Annotated in this window: 18 protein-coding genes; 7 read left to right on the plus strand and 11 right to left on the minus strand. The window is 68.7% G+C overall.

The window, feature by feature from the left end; genetic code table 11:
* Positions 1-15 precede the first annotated feature (15 nt).
* Positions 16-5034, plus strand: coding sequence for an SDR family NAD(P)-dependent oxidoreductase (locus ACSHWB_RS42895; protein ID WP_439659060.1), 5019 nt, complete (start codon positions 16-18; stop codon positions 5032-5034).
* Here the strand turns inward: ACSHWB_RS42895 and ACSHWB_RS42900 are convergent.
* The 7 genes from ACSHWB_RS42900 to ACSHWB_RS42930 all read right to left on the minus strand — a co-directional run bounded on the left by ACSHWB_RS42900 (position 5024) and on the right by ACSHWB_RS42930 (position 10535).
* Positions 5024-5197: a hypothetical protein gene (locus tag ACSHWB_RS42900; RefSeq protein WP_439659061.1), complete on the minus strand. Its 174-nt coding sequence runs from the start codon at positions 5195-5197 to the stop codon at positions 5024-5026. The genes ACSHWB_RS42895 and ACSHWB_RS42900 overlap by 11 nt on opposite strands.
* Positions 5194-5646, minus strand: coding sequence for a winged helix-turn-helix domain-containing protein (locus tag ACSHWB_RS42905; RefSeq protein WP_439659062.1), 453 nt, complete (start codon positions 5644-5646; stop codon positions 5194-5196). Before ACSHWB_RS42905 ends, ACSHWB_RS42900 begins: the two co-directional genes overlap by 4 nt.
* 8 nt (positions 5647-5654) lie before the next feature.
* Positions 5655-6587 carry an ABC transporter substrate-binding protein gene (locus tag ACSHWB_RS42910; RefSeq protein WP_439659063.1) on the minus strand — a complete coding sequence of 311 codons (933 nt, stop codon included), beginning with the start codon at positions 6585-6587 and terminating at the stop codon, positions 5655-5657.
* Between the two features lie 12 nt (positions 6588-6599).
* On the minus strand, positions 6600-7322 hold the full coding sequence (locus tag ACSHWB_RS42915) for an amino acid ABC transporter ATP-binding protein (RefSeq protein ID WP_439659064.1): 723 nt from the start codon (positions 7320-7322) through the stop codon (positions 6600-6602).
* A complete protein-coding gene (locus ACSHWB_RS42920; protein ID WP_439659065.1) occupies positions 7319-8194 on the minus strand; it encodes an amino acid ABC transporter permease in 876 nt (291 codons plus the stop codon). Before ACSHWB_RS42920 ends, ACSHWB_RS42915 begins: the two co-directional genes overlap by 4 nt.
* 211 nt (positions 8195-8405) lie before the next feature.
* Positions 8406-9677, minus strand: a complete 1272-nt coding sequence (locus tag ACSHWB_RS42925) for an LLM class flavin-dependent oxidoreductase (protein WP_439659066.1) — start codon at positions 9675-9677, stop codon at positions 8406-8408.
* A gap of 12 nt (positions 9678-9689) precedes the next feature.
* Entirely contained in the window at positions 9690-10535 is an 846-nt protein-coding gene (locus tag ACSHWB_RS42930; RefSeq protein WP_439659067.1) for an LLM class flavin-dependent oxidoreductase, read from the minus strand.
* Positions 10536-10680: 145 nt separating this feature from the next.
* Here ACSHWB_RS42930 and ACSHWB_RS42935 point away from each other — a divergent pair, with 145 nt between their 5' ends.
* The 3 genes from ACSHWB_RS42935 to ACSHWB_RS42945 are packed head-to-tail and all read left to right on the plus strand — an operon-like array spanning position 10681 to position 12966.
* Entirely contained in the window at positions 10681-11064 is a 384-nt protein-coding gene (locus ACSHWB_RS42935; protein ID WP_439659068.1) for a MerR family transcriptional regulator, read from the plus strand.
* The gene (gene trxA, locus ACSHWB_RS42940; protein WP_439659069.1) at positions 11052-11363 is read left to right on the plus strand and encodes a thioredoxin; all 312 of its coding nucleotides are present in this window, start codon (positions 11052-11054) and stop codon (positions 11361-11363) included. The genes ACSHWB_RS42935 and trxA overlap by 13 nt, the downstream gene beginning before the upstream one ends.
* Positions 11364-11382: 19 nt before the next feature.
* Positions 11383-12966 (plus strand): Na+/H+ antiporter, encoded by a 1584-nt coding sequence (locus tag ACSHWB_RS42945; protein ID WP_439659070.1) that lies wholly within the window; start codon positions 11383-11385, stop codon positions 12964-12966.
* Here the strand turns inward: ACSHWB_RS42945 and ACSHWB_RS42950 are convergent.
* The 4 genes from ACSHWB_RS42950 to ACSHWB_RS42965 are packed head-to-tail and all read right to left on the minus strand — an operon-like array spanning position 12963 to position 16173.
* Positions 12963-13487: a hypothetical protein gene (locus ACSHWB_RS42950; RefSeq protein WP_439659071.1), complete on the minus strand. Its 525-nt coding sequence runs from the start codon at positions 13485-13487 to the stop codon at positions 12963-12965. The two genes, ACSHWB_RS42945 and ACSHWB_RS42950, sit on opposite strands and share 4 nt — an antisense overlap.
* A 53-nt stretch (positions 13488-13540) precedes the next feature.
* Positions 13541-15118, minus strand: coding sequence for a hypothetical protein (locus ACSHWB_RS42955; RefSeq protein WP_439659072.1), 1578 nt, complete (start codon positions 15116-15118; stop codon positions 13541-13543).
* Between the two features lie 58 nt (positions 15119-15176).
* Positions 15177-15410 carry a DUF397 domain-containing protein gene (locus tag ACSHWB_RS42960; protein ID WP_439659073.1) on the minus strand — a complete coding sequence of 78 codons (234 nt, stop codon included), beginning with the start codon at positions 15408-15410 and terminating at the stop codon, positions 15177-15179.
* Positions 15325-16173: a helix-turn-helix domain-containing protein gene (locus ACSHWB_RS42965; RefSeq protein WP_439659074.1), complete on the minus strand. Its 849-nt coding sequence runs from the start codon at positions 16171-16173 to the stop codon at positions 15325-15327. Before ACSHWB_RS42965 ends, ACSHWB_RS42960 begins: the two co-directional genes overlap by 86 nt.
* Positions 16174-16304: 131 nt before the next feature.
* Here ACSHWB_RS42965 and ACSHWB_RS42970 point away from each other — a divergent pair, with 131 nt between their 5' ends.
* The 3 genes from ACSHWB_RS42970 to ACSHWB_RS42980 are packed head-to-tail and all read left to right on the plus strand — an operon-like array spanning position 16305 to position 19305.
* Positions 16305-17441, plus strand: a complete 1137-nt coding sequence (locus ACSHWB_RS42970) for an efflux RND transporter periplasmic adaptor subunit (protein ID WP_439659075.1) — start codon at positions 16305-16307, stop codon at positions 17439-17441.
* The gene (locus ACSHWB_RS42975; RefSeq protein ID WP_439659076.1) at positions 17438-18118 is read left to right on the plus strand and encodes an ABC transporter ATP-binding protein; all 681 of its coding nucleotides are present in this window, start codon (positions 17438-17440) and stop codon (positions 18116-18118) included. The genes ACSHWB_RS42970 and ACSHWB_RS42975 overlap by 4 nt, the downstream gene beginning before the upstream one ends.
* Positions 18115-19305, plus strand: coding sequence for an ABC transporter permease (locus ACSHWB_RS42980; RefSeq protein WP_439659077.1), 1191 nt, complete (start codon positions 18115-18117; stop codon positions 19303-19305). Before ACSHWB_RS42975 ends, ACSHWB_RS42980 begins: the two co-directional genes overlap by 4 nt.
* Positions 19306-19315 lie beyond the last annotated feature (10 nt).

The raw sequence follows: 19315 nt of genomic DNA on the forward strand, positions 1-19315 counted from the left end.
GGAAGGTTTCCGGCGATGCCGAACGAAGAGAAGCTCGTTGAGTACCTGAAGTGGGTCACGGCTGACCTGCACGAGACGCGTCAACGCCTGGAGGAGGTCGAGGCCGGCCGCCACGAGCCGGTCGCGATCGTCGGCATCGCCTGCCGCTTCCCCGGCGACGTGCGCTCCGCCGAGGACCTGTGGGACCTCGTGTCGGAGGGCCGCGACGCCATCACCGGGTTCCCGACCGACCGGGGCTGGGACCTGGGCACGCTGGCGGGCGGCGACTCCGCGACGCTGCAGGGCGGCTTCCTGTACGACGCGGCGGAGTTCGACCCCGGTTTCTTCGGCATCTCGCCGCGTGAGGCCCTCGCGATGGACCCCCAGCAACGGCTGCTGCTGCAGACGACGTGGGAGGCCATCGAACGTGCGGGCATCGACCCGGCATCGTTGCGTGGCAGCGAAACGGGCGTGTTCGTCGGCACGAACGGCCAGGACTACGGGCACGTGCTGATCGCCTCGGAGGAGGACGTCGAGGGCCACGCCGGAATGGGCACGGCCGCAAGCGTGATCTCGGGCCGTATCTCGTACACGTTCGGTTTCGAGGGACCTGCCGTCACCATCGACACGGCGTGTTCTTCTTCTCTCGTCGGACTGCACCTCGCTGCTGCTGCGCTGCGCAACGGCGAGTGCTCGCTGGCGGTCGCAGGCGGCGTCACGGTCATGGCGACGGCATCGAACTTCGCCGGCTTCACGCGCCAGGGCGGTCTCGCGGTTTCCGGGCGGTGCAAGGCGTTCTCCGATGACGCCGATGGCACCGGCTGGTCCGAGGGCGTGGGCGTGTTGTTGGTGGAGAAGCTTTCGGACGCACAGCGCAACGGGCATCCCGTGCTCGCCGTGGTGGTGGGCAGTGCTGTCAACCAGGACGGCGCGTCGAACGGCCTCTCCGCGCCGAACGGCCCGTCACAGCGACGGGTGATCCAGGCGGCCCTGGCCTCGGCCGGGTTGGCGGCGAGCGAGGTGGACGCGGTCGAGGCGCACGGCACCGGCACCGTGCTGGGTGACCCGATCGAGGCGCAGGCGCTGCTCGCGACCTACGGCACCGAACGGGCCGAGCCGCTGCGGCTGGGCGCGGTGAAGTCGAACATCGGGCACACGCAGGCGGCCGCGGGCGTGGCGGGCGTGATCAAGATGGTGATGGCGCTGCAGCGGGAGACGCTGCCGCGGACGCTGCACGTGAGCGCGCCGTCGTCGCACGTGGACTGGGCGGCGGGCAACATCGAGCTGCTGACGGACGCCCAGGAGTGGCCGCGCGGGGAGCAGCCGCGGCGGGCGGGGATCTCGTCGTTCGGGGTGTCGGGGACGAACGCGCACGTGATCATCGAGGAAGCGCCGGAACCAGCCGAGAACAGCGAAGAGCCAGCACGGTGCCCGTTCGGCTTCGACACGGAGGCAAGCGAGTTGCCGCTGGTCGTGTCCGCGAAGTCGGCAGCCGCCCTCGAAGCACGGATCGGCCAGGTCAAAGCCCTCCAGGCCACCCCGGCAGACCTCGGCTACTCCCTCCTCACCACCCGCAGCACCGCCTTCGAGCACCGTGCCGTCCTCCTCAACGGCCTCACCCTCGCCACCGGCCAGACCCGCCGCAAACCCACCGCGGCCCTTTTCAGCGGCCAGGGCGCCCAACGCCTCGGCATGGGCAAGGACCTCTACGAGTCCAACGACATCTTCCGCACCGCGTTCGACGAGGTCGCCCAACACCTGGACGTCGACGACGAAGCCATGTGGGGCGACGACGAGGAAGCCCTCAACCAGACCGGCACCACCCAACCGGCCCTGTTCGCACTGCAGGTGGCCCTCTACCGCCTCCTGGAGAGCTACGGCTTCAAACCGGACCACGTCGCAGGCCACTCCATCGGCGAGATCGCGGCGGCCCACGTCGCCGGCATCCTCTCCCTGGAAGACGCCGCCAAACTCGTCGGCGCCAGGGCCCGCCTCATGCAGGCCCTGCCACAGACCGGCGCCATGTTCGCCGTCAAGGCAACGGAAGCAGAGGTCAAAAAGCACCTCAACAACAAGGTCGACATCGCTGCCATCAACGGCCCCACAGACATCGTCATCGCGGGCGACGAGGCAGAAACCAAGAAGATCGCGGCCAACTGGGAGCACAAGCAACTCCGGGTCAGCCACGCGTTCCACTCGCACCTGATGGACCCGATGCTCGCCGACTTCCGCGAGGCCATCAAGAACCTGAAGTTCCGCCAGCCGCGCATCGACCTCCACACCACAGGCGACCCGACCGACCCGGAGCACTGGGTCCGGCACGTGCGCGAGACCGTGCGCTTCACCGACAACGTCGAGAGCATCGGCGACGCGACGTTCATCGAGATCGGCCCGACCGGCGTGCTCAGCGCACTCGTCGACGGCTGCATCCCCACGCTGCGCAAGGACAAGCCCGAACCGGCGGCCGTCCTCACCGCGCTCGCGAAGCTCTACACCAGCGGTGTCAACGTCGACTGGCGGAAGTTCTACCCGCGCGGCACGAAGATCGCGCTGCCCACCTACCCGTTCGACACGCAGCGGTTCTGGCCGCAGGGCGGCATCGCACCGAGCGGTCCGGCGAAGAGCCAGCCCGCACTGCACGAGCTGAACTGGGTCGACGCCACCGTCACGGCGAACGCCATCGCGGCGGCCAGGTGGGCAATCATCGGCGGGGACGAGTTCGACCTCGCGCACGTGCTCTACAGCGCCGGGCAGACGGTCACCGGCTACGGCGAGACGCTTGCCCAGGCCGCGCAGAACACCACGCCGGACGTCTTCGTCGTGGCGATGAGCGGCGACGGAACGCCCGAGAGCACGCACGCGCAGACGCAGCGCATCCTCAAAATCCTCCAAGAGGCCAGCGAGTACAGCGCTCACATCGTGTTCGTCTACCAAGAGAACGACCTCACGGCGGCGGCCACGGCAGGGCTCGTGCGCAGTGCGCAGATGGAGAACCCCGGCAGGTTCCTGCTGTTCGACACGGACGGGCTGGACGTGTCCGGTGCGCTGCTGCCCAAGCTCGTGGCGTGGGACGAGCCGCAGGTGAGGGTCCGCAATGGACAGACGACGGTGCCGCGCCTCCAGGAGGTCGCGAACAGCGAGCGGAAGCACGAGTGGGACCCGGACAAGACCGTCCTGATCACCGGCGGCACCGGCGGACTGGGCGCCGAGCTGGCGAAACACCTCGTCACGAGGCACGGAGTCCAGCACCTGCTGCTCGCCAGCCGGCGCGGTGAGGAGTCGCCCAAGGCCGCCGAACTGCGCCAGGAACTGGAGGAGAAGGGCGCGACGGTCACGATCGCGGCGGCCGACGTCTCGAAGGCCGACGACGTCACGACGCTGCTCAGCGCCGCGCAGAAACCGTTGCAGGCCATCGTGCACACGGCGGGCGTGCTGGAGGACGCGCTGATCGACGCGCTCACCGAGGAGAACATCACCAACGTCCTCTCCCCCAAGGTCGACGCGGCCTGGCACCTGCGCAACGCCACGGACGTCCCGGTGATCCTCTACAGCTCGGTCTCCGGCGTGATGGGCGCGGCGGGCCAGGGCAACTACGCGGCCGCCAACTCCTACCTCGACGCACTCGCCCAACACACCACCAACACCGTCAGCCTCGCCTGGGGGCCCTGGGCGCAGGACTCCGGCATGACCGCCGGGCTCAGCCAGGCCGCCCTGGACCGGATGCAACGCTCCGGCATGCCCCCGCTGGCCGTCGAGCAGGGCCTCGCGCTCTTCGACGCGGCACTCGCGCACCAGAAGGCCCTGGTGGTCCCGATCCACGTCGCCGCCCAGCGAGGACCCGTCTCCAAACTCCTGGGAGGCAACAGCGAACAACCACAGGAGAAGGCAGCCGTCACGGTGCTGGACCGGCTGCGCAACGCCACTCCCCAGGACCGCGAGGGCATGGTCCGCGACCTCGTCACCGGCACGAGCGCCGCGCTGCTCGGCCACCCCGACCCGAGCGCGGTGGACGCCCAAAAAGACTTCCTCGAGCTCGGCTTCGACAGCCTCATCGCGGTCGAACTGCGCAACCAGCTCAACGAACTGCTCAACCTCAAGCTCGCCGGATCGGTCGTCTTCGACCACAAGACCCCGGCGAACCTGGCCCAGCACCTCGTCACCGAGCTCGGCACCCTCCACAGTGGAGGATCCACGAGCAGCGGCGTCGAGGTCGCCGCGGAGGACACGGTGTTCGGCCTCTTCATGGACGCCGTCACCAAGAACAACGTGGCCGCCGGCCTGCAGATGCTCAAGGGCGTCGCGAACCTGCGCCCGATGTTCTCCTCCCCCGCCGAGCTGGACGACCTGCCGGAGGCCGTCACGCTCGCGGACGGCCCGAAGCTGCCCAAGCTCATCTGCGTCAGCGCGCCCGGCGCCACCGCCGGCGTGCACATGTACGCCAGGCTCGCCGCTCACCTGCGGGGCAAGCGGCAGGTCAGCGCACTGCCGCTGATCGGGTTCGGCGCCGGGGAACCGTTGCCGAAGGACGCCGCCGCGGTCAACAGGTGGGTGGCGGAGGCAGTGCTGCACGCGAGCGACGGCGACCCGTTCGTGCTCGTCGGCCACTCCTCCGGCGGCACGCTCGCCTACCTGGCGGCGGGTGTCATCGAGGAGACGTGGGGCATCAAACCGGACGGCGTGATCATGCTCGACACGCTGAGCCTCAACTACGACAACCGCGAGGGCATGGACTTCGAGTCCGTCACCAGCAACTACTTCAACACGATGGACTCCCCCGCGGTCAACATGAACAGCGCACGGCTCAGTGCCATGGCCCACTGGTTCCCGCGCATCATCGACACCGGCATCCACACGACGGTGCCGAAGCTGCTGATCCGCTGCGCCCACGAGGTCAGGGGCACGGACCTGGTGACCACGAACCAGGACGTCTCGGTGCCCGCCGACGACATCCGGCTCGTGGCCACCGACCACATGGCGATGGTGAAGGAGGACGCGCACCTGACCGCGGAGGTGATGGAGGACTGGCTCAAGGCCTTCCACCCCGTCACGTCCTGACGAGCAGGGCCTTCTCGAACGGCAGCGGCCCGGTGGCCGGTGGCGCGGTTCCGTTCCGCAGCAACACCGTCAGCCGCCCATCGGGCGGTGTCAGCGTGGCGCCGGGGAACCGTTCCATCCGCTCGGGGGCGTCCGGCCGGGTCCAGTGGACCTCGCCGGTCATCCCGCGCGCCGGTCCGCCAGCCGCACCACGTTCGGCGACCGCTCCACCCGGACCCGGCTGCTCGACGCGACCAGGTAGCCGACCCCGCGCACGGTCTGGATCACGTCGGCGGCGTCACCGAGCTTCTGCCGGATCCGCCGCACGTGCACGTCGACCGTGCGGGCGCCGCTGTAGTCGTCGTTGACGCCCCAGACCCCCGCCAGCAGCTCACGACGGCGGTGCACCCGGTCGGTGTGCGAGCACAGGTGCAGCAGCAGTTCGAACTCCAGCCGCGTCGTCTCGACGAGCACGTCGTGCACGAGCACCTGCCGCGTGTCGGGCAGGATCCGGACGTCCACCTCCTCGACCTCCGCCTGGGCCTCGGGCATCACACCCGCGTCCCTCAGCGCGCCGAGCAGCCGCAGCGCGGTGTCCTCGTCGTCGGTGTCGATGGTGATGCTGAACCTCATGACGCACCTCAGCTCTTCGGCAGGCCCTGCGGATTGATCTCGGACGTCGGCACGGCCTCGTCGGACAGGCCCCACCGCTGGAGCACCTCGGCGTACTTGCCGTTGGCGATCAGCTGGTTCAGCGCCTCCTGGACCGGCGTCACGAGGCCGCTGTCCTTCTTCGTGGTCGCGGCGATCTTGCCCTGGACCGCGGCGCCGCCGGAGAAGTTGCCGATCACCTCCGTCTGCCCGGACGTCACCGCGTGGTAGGCGGAGGAGGGGTTCGGGCCGAGGTAGGCGTCGATGCGGCCGGACTGCAGCGCGAGGTAGTAGTCCGACGAGTTCTGGAAGTACTTGATGTCGGTGGCCTTCAACCCCGCCGCGACGTTCGCCGCACTCCAGTCGACCAGGATCTTCTCCTGGTTGGTGCCCGACGTCACGGCGATCACCTTGCCCGCCACGTCCTTGGGCTCCTCGACCTTCCAGGTGCCACCCTTCTTCGCCTCGAACGCCAGCGTGTCCAGCCGGTAGGTGGCGAAGTCGTACTTCTCCTTGCGCGCCTCGGTCACGGTGATGTTCGACAGGCCGAGGTCGTAGGCGCCGCTGTCCAGTCCGACGAACAGGTTCTCCCACGACGAGACCTCGAGCGTGGCCTTGAGCCCCAGCACGTCGGCGACCAGCGTGGCGATGTCGGTCTCGACGCCGATCACGGTCTTGTCGTCGGTGGCGTAGAACCGCAGAGGTGGTGCTGTGCCCGCCGATCCACCGATCGTCAGCTCGCCCTTGGCTCTGAACTTCTCCGGCACCTTCGCGGCGATCTTGTCGTCCTTGGTGGCCGTGATCCGCTTCTGGTCCGGGCTGAGGTTGATGCCGGAGCCCGCGACCTCGGCGGGCTCCTCGCCGCCGGCGGTGCCACAAGCCGCCAGACCGAACACCAGCGCGGCGATAAGCAGTTTGCGCACAACGAACTCCTTCTACAGAACCTTCGACAGGAAAGCGCGGGTGCGCTCGTGGACCGGGTGGTCGAGCACCTGGTCCGGCGTTCCCTCTTCGACGATCACGCCGTCGTCCATGAACACGATCCGGTCGGCCACCTCGCGGGCGAAGCCGATCTCGTGCGTGACCACGACCATCGTGGTGCCGGAACAGGCGAGGTCGCGCAGCACGTCGAGCACCTCGCCGACCAGCTCGGGGTCCAGCGCCGACGTCGGCTCGTCGAACAGCACGACTTTCGGTCGCGTGGCAAGGGCTCGCGCGATCGCCACGCGCTGCTGCTGGCCGCCGGAGAGCTGCCGCGGGTACGCGTCCGCCTTGTCCACCAGCCCGACCCGTTCCAGGAAGTGCCGCGCCTGGACGGGATCGGCCACCTCCGCGATGTTCTCCAAAGCGGTGAGGTGCGGGAACAGGTTGAAGTTCTGGAAGACGAACCCGATGTCCCTGCGCTGCTTGAGGATCTCGCGTTCCTTGAGCTCGTGCAGCTTCCCGCCGCGGCGCCGGTAGCCGATCAGCGCGCCATCGATCGTGATGAACCCGCGGTCGACCTTCTCCAGGTGGTTGATCGTGCGCAGCAACGTCGACTTGCCCGAGACGGACGGGCCGAGCACCACCACGACCTCACCGGCCGCGACCTCCAAGGACACCCCGCGCAACACTTCCAGCGAGCCGAAGCTCTTGTGCACGCCCAGAACCTCGATCACCGGCGGTCTCCTCGCGCGAAGTAGCGCTCGACGTAGTGCTGGCCGATCGAGAGCAGGGTGGTCAGGATGATGTACCAGACGGTCGCGACCATCAGCAGCGCCACGACGCGGGCGTTGCGGCCGTAGATGACCTGCACCTGGTAGAAGAGCTCGCCGATCGCCATCACGGAGACCACCGACGTGCCCTTGAACAGGCTGATCACCTCGTTGGCGGCGTTGGGCAGGATCGACCGCATCGCTTGGGGCAGCACGATCCTGCGGAACTGGCGGAACCTCGGGATGCCCAACGCGGCCGCAGCCTCCAGCTGCCCGCGGTCGACCGAGATCACGCCGGACCGCACGATCTCCGCGGCGTAGGCCGCCTGGTGCAACGCGAGACCCAGCACGGCCGCGCCCATCGGGCTGATCAACGCGATCGTCTCGAAGCTCACGAACTCCGGCCCGAACGGGATGCCAAGCGAAAGCCGTTGGTACAGATAGGAGATGTTGAACCAGAACAGCAGCTGCACGATCAACGGGATCGAGCGGAACGCCCAGATGTAGGTCCAGCCCACCGCGGAGAGGAACGGGCTCTTCGACATCCGCAGCACCGCCACGACGATGCCGAGCGCGAACCCCAGCACGGTGCCGAACACGGTCAGCACGATGGTCGTGCCGACGGCGGTCAGGATCGACTGGGCGGTGAAGTACCGCGCGAACGTCGGCCAGTCCCACGCGGGGTTCGTGACCAGGCCGTGCACGAACTGCGCGGCCAGCACCAGCACGAACGCGACCCCGACCCAGCGCCACGGGTGGCGGGCGGGCACGACCGGTAACGCGGAGAGATCATCATCCTTTGTGGACACGAGCGTCAGCGTGCCGGAAGAGGTCATGGCGAGTCCTTGCTGCGGCGGGGAACGTGAGACGAGCGAGAAGAGTCAGCTCGTGCAACAGTCGATGCGACAGCGGGAGGACAGGACCAACGCGGCGGCGCCGTTCATCCTGTCCTCCCTTCCCTGCGCTCTTGAGGAGAGCACTCACTCTGGCGTCGCTCACGTTATGTACCGATGAAGCGGCCAGCAAGGACGTCCACGTGCTGAACAACTATCGGATACCGAGATGATCCCTCAACGTCGGACCTGAGTACTCGGACCGGAAAACACCACGTTCCTGCAGCAGCGGCACGACAGTGTCCGCGAACTCGTCGAGCCCGCCTGGCGTCACGTGCGGCACGAGGATGAACCCGTCGGCCGCGTCCTGCTGCACCAGGTCGTCGATGTGCGTGGCGACGGTGTCCGCCGAGCCGATGAACGTCTGCCGGGCGCTCACGTCGATCACGAGGTCGCGGATCGACAGGTTCTTGGCCGCGGCCTTCTCCCGCCACTCCCGCACGGTCTCGGCCGGGTCCTTGAACATCCGCACGCTCGCGCGGCCCTTCGCGATGGTGTTCTCCCCGCTCAACGGCTCGACGTCGGGCAATGGCCCGTCCGGGTCGTAGCCGCTCAGGTCCCGGTTCCACACCTGCTCCAGGAACCGGATCGCGGTCGCGCCGCTGACCTGCTGCCGCCGCACGACCGCGGCCTTCTCCTGGGCGTCCGCGTCGGTGTCCCCGAGGATGAACGTGGCCGCGGGCAGCACCACCAGCTGGTCGTGCGTGCGGCCGTACTTGGCCAGCCGGCCCTTGACGTCGCGGTAGAACTTCTGGCCCGCCTCCAGCGTGCCGTGCCGGGAGAAGATCGCGTCGGCCGTGGCGGCGGCGAACTCCCGCCCCTCCTCGGAGTCCCCCGCCTGCAGGATCACCGGACGGCCCTGCGGCGAGCGCGGGACGCCGAACGTGCCGCTGATGTCGAAGTGCTGGTCGGTGTGCTCGAACGGCCCCACGCCGGTGTCGAACAGCTTCCAGGCCGCGCGCAGGAACGACTCCGCGCGGGTGTAGCGGTCCTCGTTGGCGAGGAACCCGCCGCGCCGGAAGTTCTCGCCGGTGAACGCGTCCCACGAGGTCACGACGTTCCAGGCCGCGCGCCCGTCCGACAGGTGGTCCAGCGAGGCGAACTGCCGGGCCACCTCGTACGGTTCGTTGAAGGTCGAGTTGATCGTGCCCGCGAGGCCGAGGCGCGAGGTGACCGCGGCCAGTGCGGCCAGCACGGTGAACGTGTCGGGCCTGCCGACCACGTCCAGGTCGTAGATCTCGCCGCCCTGCTCGCGCAGCCTCAACCCCTCGGCGAGGAAGAAGAAGTCGAACTTCGCCCGTTCGGCCGTCTGTGCCAAGTGGACGAACGACTTGAACTCGATGTGGCTGCCCGCCTGCGGGTCGCTCCACACCGTCGTGTTGTTCACGCCGGGGAAGTGCGCGGCGAGGTGGATCTGCTTGGTCATCTCGCGCTCCTTCTAGGCGAACTGGTTGGCGGGCCGGGCGAGCCCGAGGTGGCCCCGCAACGTCGTGTGCTCGTACTCGGTGCGGAACAGCCCTCGCCGCTGCAGTTCCGGCACCAGCGAGCGGGTGATCTGCTGAAGGTCACCGTGCAGCCGGAAGCCCGCGAACCCGGCGGAGTGCCAGGCGACCAGCTGCTCGATCGGCGTCCCGGCGTCGACGTCCCGGAACACGAGCCCGTCCGAGACCTCGTCGGCGAACACCAGGTCTCCCAACGGTTCCGAGGCCGCGATCAGCGGGTGACCCTGCGGCGGCCGCGGGGTGATCGACGGCCCGCGCACCTTGAACCACCGGCCCTCGAAGTCGATGTAGTGCAGCTTCTCCCGGTCGATGAACCGCCCGGTAGCAACGTCGCGGATCTCCGCGTCGTCCTCCCAGCTGTCCCAGAGCCGCCGCAGGACCTCCGCGTAGTCACCGGCCTCCTCCCACAGTTCGGCCTCGGCACCGACCGAACGGCGCCCGAAGTGCCTGGCGTCCGCGGGATCGGGCGCGACGACCAGCTGCACGCCCGCCCGTCCCCCGCTCACGTAGTCGAGCGTCGCGATCGCCTTCGACAGGTGGAACGGCTCGGTGTGCGTCACCACCACCGTCGGCACGAGGCCGATCCGCGTGGTCAGCGGTGCGATGCGCGCGGCGGTGAGCACCGCGTCCAGTCCCGGCTGCCCGCCGAGCGAGTCGCCGAACGTCACGAAGTCGAGCTTGGCCTCCTCGGCCTCCCGCACGAGGTCGGTCCAATGCCTTGCGCTGAAAGCCTCTTCGCCGGACGCCTGGAGCGCGACGGCAAGATGCAGCTGTGAGCCCACCGGTCCCCCTCTCGTCGTTTACCCGCATTCTGTGGGCGGAGAAGGGGGTCGTGCCGGGGCGGTCACAGGGTGGGATCGCACGCGGGATCGGGAATATTTCCGCGGGCTTGCCTTGACGTGCGCGTCAAGGTTTAGCGTTCAGGTCATGCGGATCGGCGAACTGGCCAAGCGAGCCGGCACCACCACCCGTGCACTGCGCTTCTACGAGTCCGAGGGGCTCCTGGAGGCACAGCGCACGCCCAACGGCTACCGCGAGTACGGCGAGCACGACCTGCGGCTGGTGCGCGAGATCCAGTCGCTGCAGGCGGTCGGACTGTCCCTGGAGGACACCCGGCCGTTCGTCGCCTGCCTGCGCGCGGGCCACGAGTCCGGTGACTCCTGCCCCGACTCGCGGGAGGTCTACCGGCGCAAGCTCGCCGAGGTGGACGCGTGTCTCGAACGGCTCGGCACCGTCAGGGAGTTCCTGCTGGCCAGACTCGCCTTCCAAGACCCGTGCGTCGTACCCGAGGAGATCCAGTGCACCAGTTGACCGACGCCACGTTCGCGGAGAGCACCCGGACGGGCACCGTCCTCGTCGAGTTCTGGGCTCAGTGGTGCGGGCCGTGCCACATGCTCACCCCCGTGCTGGAGGAGATCGACCGCGAACGCGACGACCTGACCGTGGTCAAGATCAACGCCGACGAGAACACCGCCACCGCCCGCGACCACCAGGTCATGTCGCTGCCCACGATGCTGCTGTTCCGCGACGGCGTGCCGATCCGCCAGATCGTGGGCGCCCGCCCCAAGTCCCGGCTGCTGGCCGAACTGGATGACGCGCTCAGGGTCTGACCGGCTTATCTTTTAGCGCATGCTCGGTCTCGAACTCGTAGTGGTGCTGGGTGTGTGCATCCTCGCGAGCAGCGTCGTGTCCGGACGGTTGCGCGTCGCCGCCCCCGTCCTGCTCGTGGTGTGCGGCGCGGTGCTCGGCTTCGTTCCCGCCCTGGAAGAGGTCAGCCTGCCGCCGGAGGCGATGCTGCTGATCTTCCTGCCGGCGTTGCTGTACTGGGAGAGCCTCAACACGTCGTTGCGGGAGATCCGCAACAACCTGCGCGTGGTCGTCCTGCTCAGCACCCTGCTCGTGCTCGCGACGGCCGCGGCGGTGGCGTCCGTCGCCCACGCCCTGGGCCTCGACTGGGGTCCGGCGTGGGTGCTCGGCGCGGCACTGGCGCCCACCGACGCGACGGCGGTCTCGGCCATCGCGCGTGGCATGCCGCGCCGGACCACGACCATCCTGCGGGCCGAGTCGCTGATCAACGACGGCACGGCGCTCGTGATCTACGCGATCGCCGTCGCCATCACCGCCGGTGAGCAGCAGTTCAGCACCGGACGGGTCGGGCTGCAGCTGGTGTTGTCGTACGCGGGCGGCGCGGTGGCCGGGCTCCTGGTCGCCTGGCTCGCGGTGCAGGTGCGCAAGCGGCTCGACAGCCCGTTGCACGAGAGCGTGGTCAGCATCCTGACCCCGTTCGCGGCGTTCCTGCTGGCCGAGATGGTGCACGGCTCCGGCGTGATCGCCGTCGTGACGTGCGGCCTGACGCTGGCGCGGGTCGGCCCGCGCATCGTGCGCGCCGACACCCGTCAGGTGAGCTACGCGTTCTGGGGCATCGCGACGTTCGTGTTGAACGGTGCCTTGTTCGTCCTGATCGGCCTCCAGGCCCACAATGCCATCCGCTCGCTCGACGGATCGGAGATCCTCGCGGCGTTCGGCGCGATCGGGCTGGTGTCGCTGACCGTGGCCGGCACCAGGTTGCTGTGGAGCTACACGACCCCTTACGTCATCAGGGCTATCGACCGCCGTCCGCAGCAACGGTTGCGGCGCGTGGGCGCCCGGCAACGGCTGGCGTCCTCCGCCGCCGGCTTCCGCGGCGCGGTGTCGCTGGCGGCGGCGCTGGCGGTGCCCGAGACCGTGGTCGGCGGCGGACCCTTCCCGTTCCGCGAGGAGATCATCCTCATCACGTCCGGTGTCGTGGTGCTGACGCTGGTCGTGCAGTCGGTCCTGCTGCCGTCGATCATCCGGTTCTCGCAGCTGCCGGAGGACACGGCGCTGGACGAGGAGCTGCGGCTGGCCCAGTCGACGGCGTCCGAGGAGGCCTACGAGGCGCTGCCGGCGATCGCGGACAGGGTCGGGGTGTCCGACGTCGTCTACAAGCGGGTGCGGGCCGAGTACGAGCACCACCTGGAGGTCGTCCGGGCTCGCGAGGCCGGTGACGAGGAGGTGGCCCAGTCGGAGAGCGAGTACACGGCCCTGCGGCTGGAACTGATCGCGCACAAACGGGCGACCGTGGTGCGGTTGCGCGACGAGGCGGCGATCGACGACATCGTGCTGCGGACGATCCAGCGGCGGCTGGACGTCGAGGAGGTGCGGCTCTCCCGCCGGGAGACCGAGGACGACTAGATCACCGCGTCGCGCAGGAGACGGCCGCCCGCGTCGTACGCCCGGACCCGCACAGCCGTGATCTTGTGCGGAATGCGGCACAGGTAGGTCTCGCCGTGCAGCTCGGCGGGGAAGACCTCCCCGTCGGGCATCACGAACTCGAAGCGGGCGACCTCGGGGCCGATCCGCCCCAGCTCGACGGTCTCGCCGTCGGTGACCAGGCCCACGCGGCCGGCGAAGTAGTCGGCGCCGGGCGCGCGGACCTCGCTCGTCGAGACGGACTGCTCTTGAGGCTGCACGGTGCAGACGATGAACTGGCTGTCGGTGACGCCGACCTCCACGACGGCGCTCCGCAACCTCTGCAGGACGCTGAACCGGAAGCCGTCTGGCCGCCGGCAGCCTTCATCGGCGAGCGCGCGCATCGACTCGGCCGACAGCGGTACCGGTGTTCCGGCCACGGCGATGTTGCCCGCCGAATCATGGGCAAGAGCCAGCGTCGTGGCGACCGCGAGCGCCCCCAGCACGTACCGCGTGATTCGCATGATGCCCCCTGGGACATCAGTCTAGGGCGGTGACCACCGACCCCGGGCCGGTTTCAGCTGACCAGGGAGAGGTTGCGGCGCGAAGGCTGTTCGGGGGCCTTGACCTCGGCCGAGGGGATCTCGACCTCCTCGCCGCCGATCTCGCGCGTGATCCACGCACCCGACTCGACCATGACCTTCAGCGTGCGGGTGTCCAGGGCGTTGACACGGCCGTAGTACCACTCGTCGGTCGCCAGCGGGCCCATGCGGTCGCCCATGCGCTTCTTGATGTCGAGAACACGCTCGAACAGCGTCTTCACGAGGGCGGCGCGGTCGTAGGGGCCCTGCAGGCCCTCGCGGATGCGGTCCTCGATGCCGCGCGGGGTGCCTTCGGAGTCCGGCATGAGCATGGTGGTCCAGGCGCGGGACTTCTCGCGGTACTGGAGCTGCTGCATGATGCCCTCGTGCTGGGCGAAGTCGGCGGCGCGGAAAGCCTTGCCGCGCCAGCGCTTCTGCAGGTTCACGGCCAGGGAGAGCGCGCTCTTGAGTCCCGTGTTGAGGCCGCGGCCCGGCCAGAAGTGCAGCGAGTTGGCGGCGTCGCCGAGCAGGAAGCCGAACGTGTTCGGCGCGAGCTGGGCGGTGAACTTCGACATCTGCTGCATGCCGAGCGTGAACGAGTTGATGCCGACGACGTCCGCCACACCGACGCCGAAGAACCGCAGGCCGTCGAGGATCCGGGGCCACAGGTAGGAGAGCTTGTCGACCGACGGCTTGAAGACGGCGCGGTGGCGGTCGCAGACGAAGCGGCCGTTCGACGCGGGACGCATGGTGCAGCCGAACTTGCCGATGCACGAGACCGGGCCGCTCTCGCCGAGCGCGACGATCTCGGAGGCCTCCTCGGCGGTCAGGCGCATGTTGATGAAGCCGCCGCCCATCGAGTTGAAGAGGAACCTGTTCTGCGCCACGGTCAGCGGCACGGTGTGCTCGTCGGGCGACTTGGCCGTGACGCGGATGCCCAGGACGCGCTCGTCGAGCGGCGAACCGTCCACGGAGAACAGTTCCCTGCTCGGCGTGCCGAACTGCGCGGAGAACGCGTCGCGGGTCGCGGAACGGGCGCCGTCCGCGATGGCGAGCACGTGCAGGCCGTCGAACTTCGCCGGCGCCGTGTAGGCCTCGGGAACGACCTCGATGCCGTAGACGTCCTGCGCCATGTCGAGCAGGCAGTCCTCGATCCAGCGGATCTTGATGTTGCGCGGACGGCCCTTGGACGCCGGTGAGTCGGGGCCGAGCGGCCACATCTCGGAGAACTTGCCGGGCGTGAACAGACGCTGCTGCACTGCGGTCGGCAAGGCCGCCCACACGTTGCTCTGCAGCGTCACGACCTGCTCGCGCCGGTTGTTGCCCTCGGCCAGACCGCGCCACACGACGCGGTCGCCCTGACGCATCCAGCGGCGGTCGTGCACGCGGACCGAGACCTGCTCGCCCAGCAACGACTTGATGGTGCACGCGAACGCGAGGCCGACCGGACCGCCGCCAGCGACGTCCACCCGCAGCGGGGTGGACCTGCGCAGCGGAACGATCTTGCTGCCCTGCTTCGGCAGCATCACCGTCGGGCCGCAGCGGCCGATCAACACCGTCTTCTCGTCAGCCATGGCCCGTCCCCTCGATCCCCGTTGTACGGCGGGAACACGTAGTGAGACGGGAGTCGGTTCAACGAGATTCGAGGAAATTTTCCCAGGCGCGGAAACTGAAGGTCAGGACGCCTCCGGAGGGGTTTTTCGAGTCGCGGACGAGAGCGTCGTGGGCGAGAGACACCTCAACGCAGTTGTCGTCCTCGGTAGCGCCGCTGTAGCTGCTCTTACGCCAAGCGCGGGCCTCGCTCATTGAGTTCCTCTCGCGGTCGGCCGACGTGGTCCGCCAGCACCCTCCGCGATTGTTCCTCATCCAACGCGACCTCGGCCAAGCGATCGAACAGCAGCCGCGTCCGGGCGATGGCACCCGGATCCTGCACGAACACCTTCGCCAGGTCGGTCGAGGTGAACGCCACGGGCATCGCCTTGTCGTACTCCCACAGCACACAGCTGGTGGCCACCAGCTGTGCCGCCGCCGGGACGATCCGAATCGTCGGCGCGCCGAACAGCAGCTTGGCGTACTGGTCCTCCATGATCTGCGCGTCGCCGACGTGCGTCTGCAACGCGTGCTCATGGATGTAGAACAAGCACTTCGGCCGGTCGTGCCGGTTCAGGATCGCCTGGCGGTCCATCCGGAACTGCACCACCGTGGGGATTCGCTCCTCCAGGATGTACCCGCCCATCCGGTACAGGTTGTCGGCGTACTCCGCCGTCTGCGAAAGGCCTGGTATCGCCTGCGGGTCGTAGCTCGTGATCGTGGTGGCGGTCGACTCGGCCATGGCCAGCGTGCGGAGGTTGTCCGACACCTGGACGATGTACTCCTCGAACGCATAGCGGAAGCGGCGTTTGAAGTCCTCGAAGAAGTCGATGTCCTTGCCCAGCATCGAGAGGTACTGCACGAGGTCGATCTCGCTGGGGCGGTACTTGCCGTTCTCCAGGGTGGAGACCTTGCTCGGATCCCAGCCCAGGCGGACGGCCAGTGCGGCGCCCGTGAGCTTGGACGACGTCTCTCGCACTTTGCGCAGTTCGTCGCCCAGATCCCGGCTGTATGCGGTGGATGGAGTACTCGTGGCCATAACCTCGAACGTAGGGCTTGCTCGAAAAGCAACAAGGGACTCATTCGGGTGAAAACGGACGAGCTGATCTTCAGCTCGTTGCCAGGAAACTCGCAGCCCTGGCACAGCTTGCGGGACGACGATCCCGTGCCATGACTCGACGTCGCAGATCCTTGGTGATCAACGGACTGCTGCTGGTGGTGGTGCTCCTCGGTGCCGGTGTGGCCGGCTACCTGGTGTTCTTCGGTTCCTCCGGCAATGCCCAGTCCACCACCTCCGCCCGTACGGCCGCCGCCGCGAACCGGGACGTCAGCGAGGTGGTGACGGCCTCGGGGACGGTGCAGAGCTCGTTCAGCGCCGCCGCGTCGTTCGGGGCGAGCGGCACGGTCACCGAGGTGAACGTCAAGGTCGGCGACCCGGTGACCAAGGGCCAGCAGCTCGCGCGGCTCGACCCGACGCAGGCGCAGCTGCAGGTGGACATCGCGCAGGGCAACCTGAACGCGGCGCTGGAGAAGGGCACGGGCACGAACGCGCTGCTCACCGCGTACCGGCAGACGCAGCTCGCGTTGCAGCAGGCCAAGGACAACCTCGCCGCGACCGTGCTGACGGCGCCGGGCGACGGCACGATCACGTCGGTCACCGGGTCCGTCGGGCAGAAGGTCGGCAGCGGCAGCACTTCCAGCAGTAGCAGCAGTTCCACCTCCAGCACGACCGCCGCCACGACCGCGTCCGGGTTCGTCGTCGTCACCGACCTGAAGAACCTCGTGGTGAAGGCCAACGTGTCCGAGACCGACGTCAGCAAGCTCAAGACCGACCAGACGGCGACCGTGACGATCAACGCGATGGCCGGCACCCCGGTGCAGGCCAAGGTCACCACGGTCGACCTCACCCCCACGACCGCTAACAACGTTGTGCAGTACGGCGTGAGCCTCGCGTTGACGGCGCCGCCGGCCGAGCTCAAGCCCGGTCAGTCGGCGAGCGTCGAGATCACCGTCGCCTCCGCGTCCGGCGTTCTGGCGGTGCCCGCGGCGGCAGTGCAGACAGTGGCTGGCGCCAGTTCGGTGCAGGTGCTGGAGAACGGGGCTGAGACGCGCAAGACCGTCGAGATCGGTGTGCGCGGTGACCAGTACGTGGAGATCAAGTCCGGGCTGACCGCCGGCGAGGAGGTCGTGCTGCCGCAGGTGAGCACGTCCGGCAGCACCAACCGCCAGCAGCAGCCCGGCACCGGGCAGCTCCCGGGGACCGGTGGGCAGCGCAACGGTGGCGGCTTCACCGGGACCGGTCGATGAGCCCGGTCATCGAGGTCCGCGACGTCCGCAAGACGTACGGCGCCGGTGACACGGCCGTGCACGCGTTGCGGGGGCTCGACTTGACCGTCGAGAAGGGCGAGTACATCGCGATCATGGGGGCGTCGGGGTCTGGCAAGTCGACGCTGCTCAACATCCTCGGGTGTCTCGACATCGCGACGTCGGGCAAGTACCTGCTCGACGGGATCGACACGGGCGAGTTCGACGAGGAGCAGCTCTCGTTGCTGCGCAACAGGAAGATCGGGTTCGTCTTCCAGTCCTTCAACTTGGTGCCGCGCACCACGGCACTTGCGAACGTCGAGCTCCCGCTGGTGTACGCGGGAGTTCGGCGTGCCCAACGTCGCGAGCGGGCGATGGCCGCGCTCGAACTCGTCGGTCTGCAGGACCGCACGCATCACCGGCCCAACGAACTGTCCGGCGGGCAACAACAGCGTGTCGCGATCGCGCGTGCGCTGGTGACGTCGCCCGCGATCGTGCTGGCCGACGAGCCGACCGGCAACCTCGACACGGACTCCAGCCGTGAGGTGCTGGGAATTCTCGACCGGCTCAACGCCAGCGGGCGCACGGTCGTGCTGATCACGCACGAGGACGAGGTCGCCGAGCACGCCATGCGCACGGTCCGCGTGGTCGACGGCAGGGTCGCGGGGGTGCTGGTGTGAGGATCCTCGACATCGCCGCGTTCGCCGTGCGGGGCCTGACCGCGAACAAGATGCGGTCCGGCCTCACGACCCTGGGCATCCTGATCGGTGTCGCGTCGGTGATCCTGCTGATCGCGGTCGGCAACGGCGCGTCGAGCGCGGTGCAGCAGAGCATCGCGGGGCTCGGCACGAACATCCTGACGATCAGCCCGCAGCGCGCCCAGCCGGGCAGCACCGCCAAACCGCTGACCACGGCGGACGCGGCGGCGCTGGTGAGCGCCGACTCCCCCGACGTCAAGTACGCGTCGCCGGTCGTCTCCGCGCAGGCGACCGCGGGCTACGGCGACACCACGCACGACATCGGGCAGTTCATCGGCTCCGACCCGCATTACTTCAACACCACGAACAGTTCGGTCGCGCAGGGGAACCTGTTCTCCGACAACGACGTCCAGCAGGCGCGCAAGGTCGTGGTGATCGGTGCGACCGTGGCGACCGAGCTGTTCCCCGGCACCGATCCGGTCGGGAAGTCCATGCTGGTCAACAACATCCCGTTCACGGTCGTGGGAGTGCTGGCGGCGAAGGGGTCCAGCGGGTTGCAGGACGCCGACGACATGGCCGTGGCGCCGTTGACGACCACGCAGAACGCGTTGACGGGCTACGGCAGCCTGACTCAGATCGTGGTGCAGGCGCAGTCGGCCGACGCGTTGCCGAACGCGCAGGCCCAGGTGACGACGGTGCTCAACGGCCGGCACAAGATCACTCAGACCGCCGACTACCGGATCCTCAGCCAGGACCAGCTGCTGACCGCGCGGACCGCGACCACCGAGACGTTCACCGTGCTGCTGGCGTCGGTGGCGGCGATCTCGTTGCTGGTGGGCGGGATCGGCATCACGAACATCATGCTGGTGACCGTCACCGAGCGGATCCGCGAGATCGGCATCCGCAAAGCCGTTGGCGCGCCCCGGTCCTCGATCCTCGGGCAGTTCCTGATCGAGGCGACGCTGCTGAGCCTGTTCGGCGGGGCGCTGGGGGTGGCCGCCGGGATGATCGGCAGCCAGTTCACCATCGCGGGCATCCAGCCGGTGCTCGTGCCGTCGTCGGTGCTGCTCGCGTTCGCGGTGTCGGCGTTGATCGGCCTGTTCTTCGGCAGCTACCCGGCCTCCCGCGCCGCGAAGCTCCGCCCCATCGAGGCCCTCAGGCATGAATAGGGAGTTCGCT

Origin of the sequence: Lentzea sp. HUAS TT2 (assembly GCF_051853195.1) — a bacterium.
Lineage (GTDB): Bacteria > Actinomycetota > Actinomycetes > Mycobacteriales > Pseudonocardiaceae > Lentzea.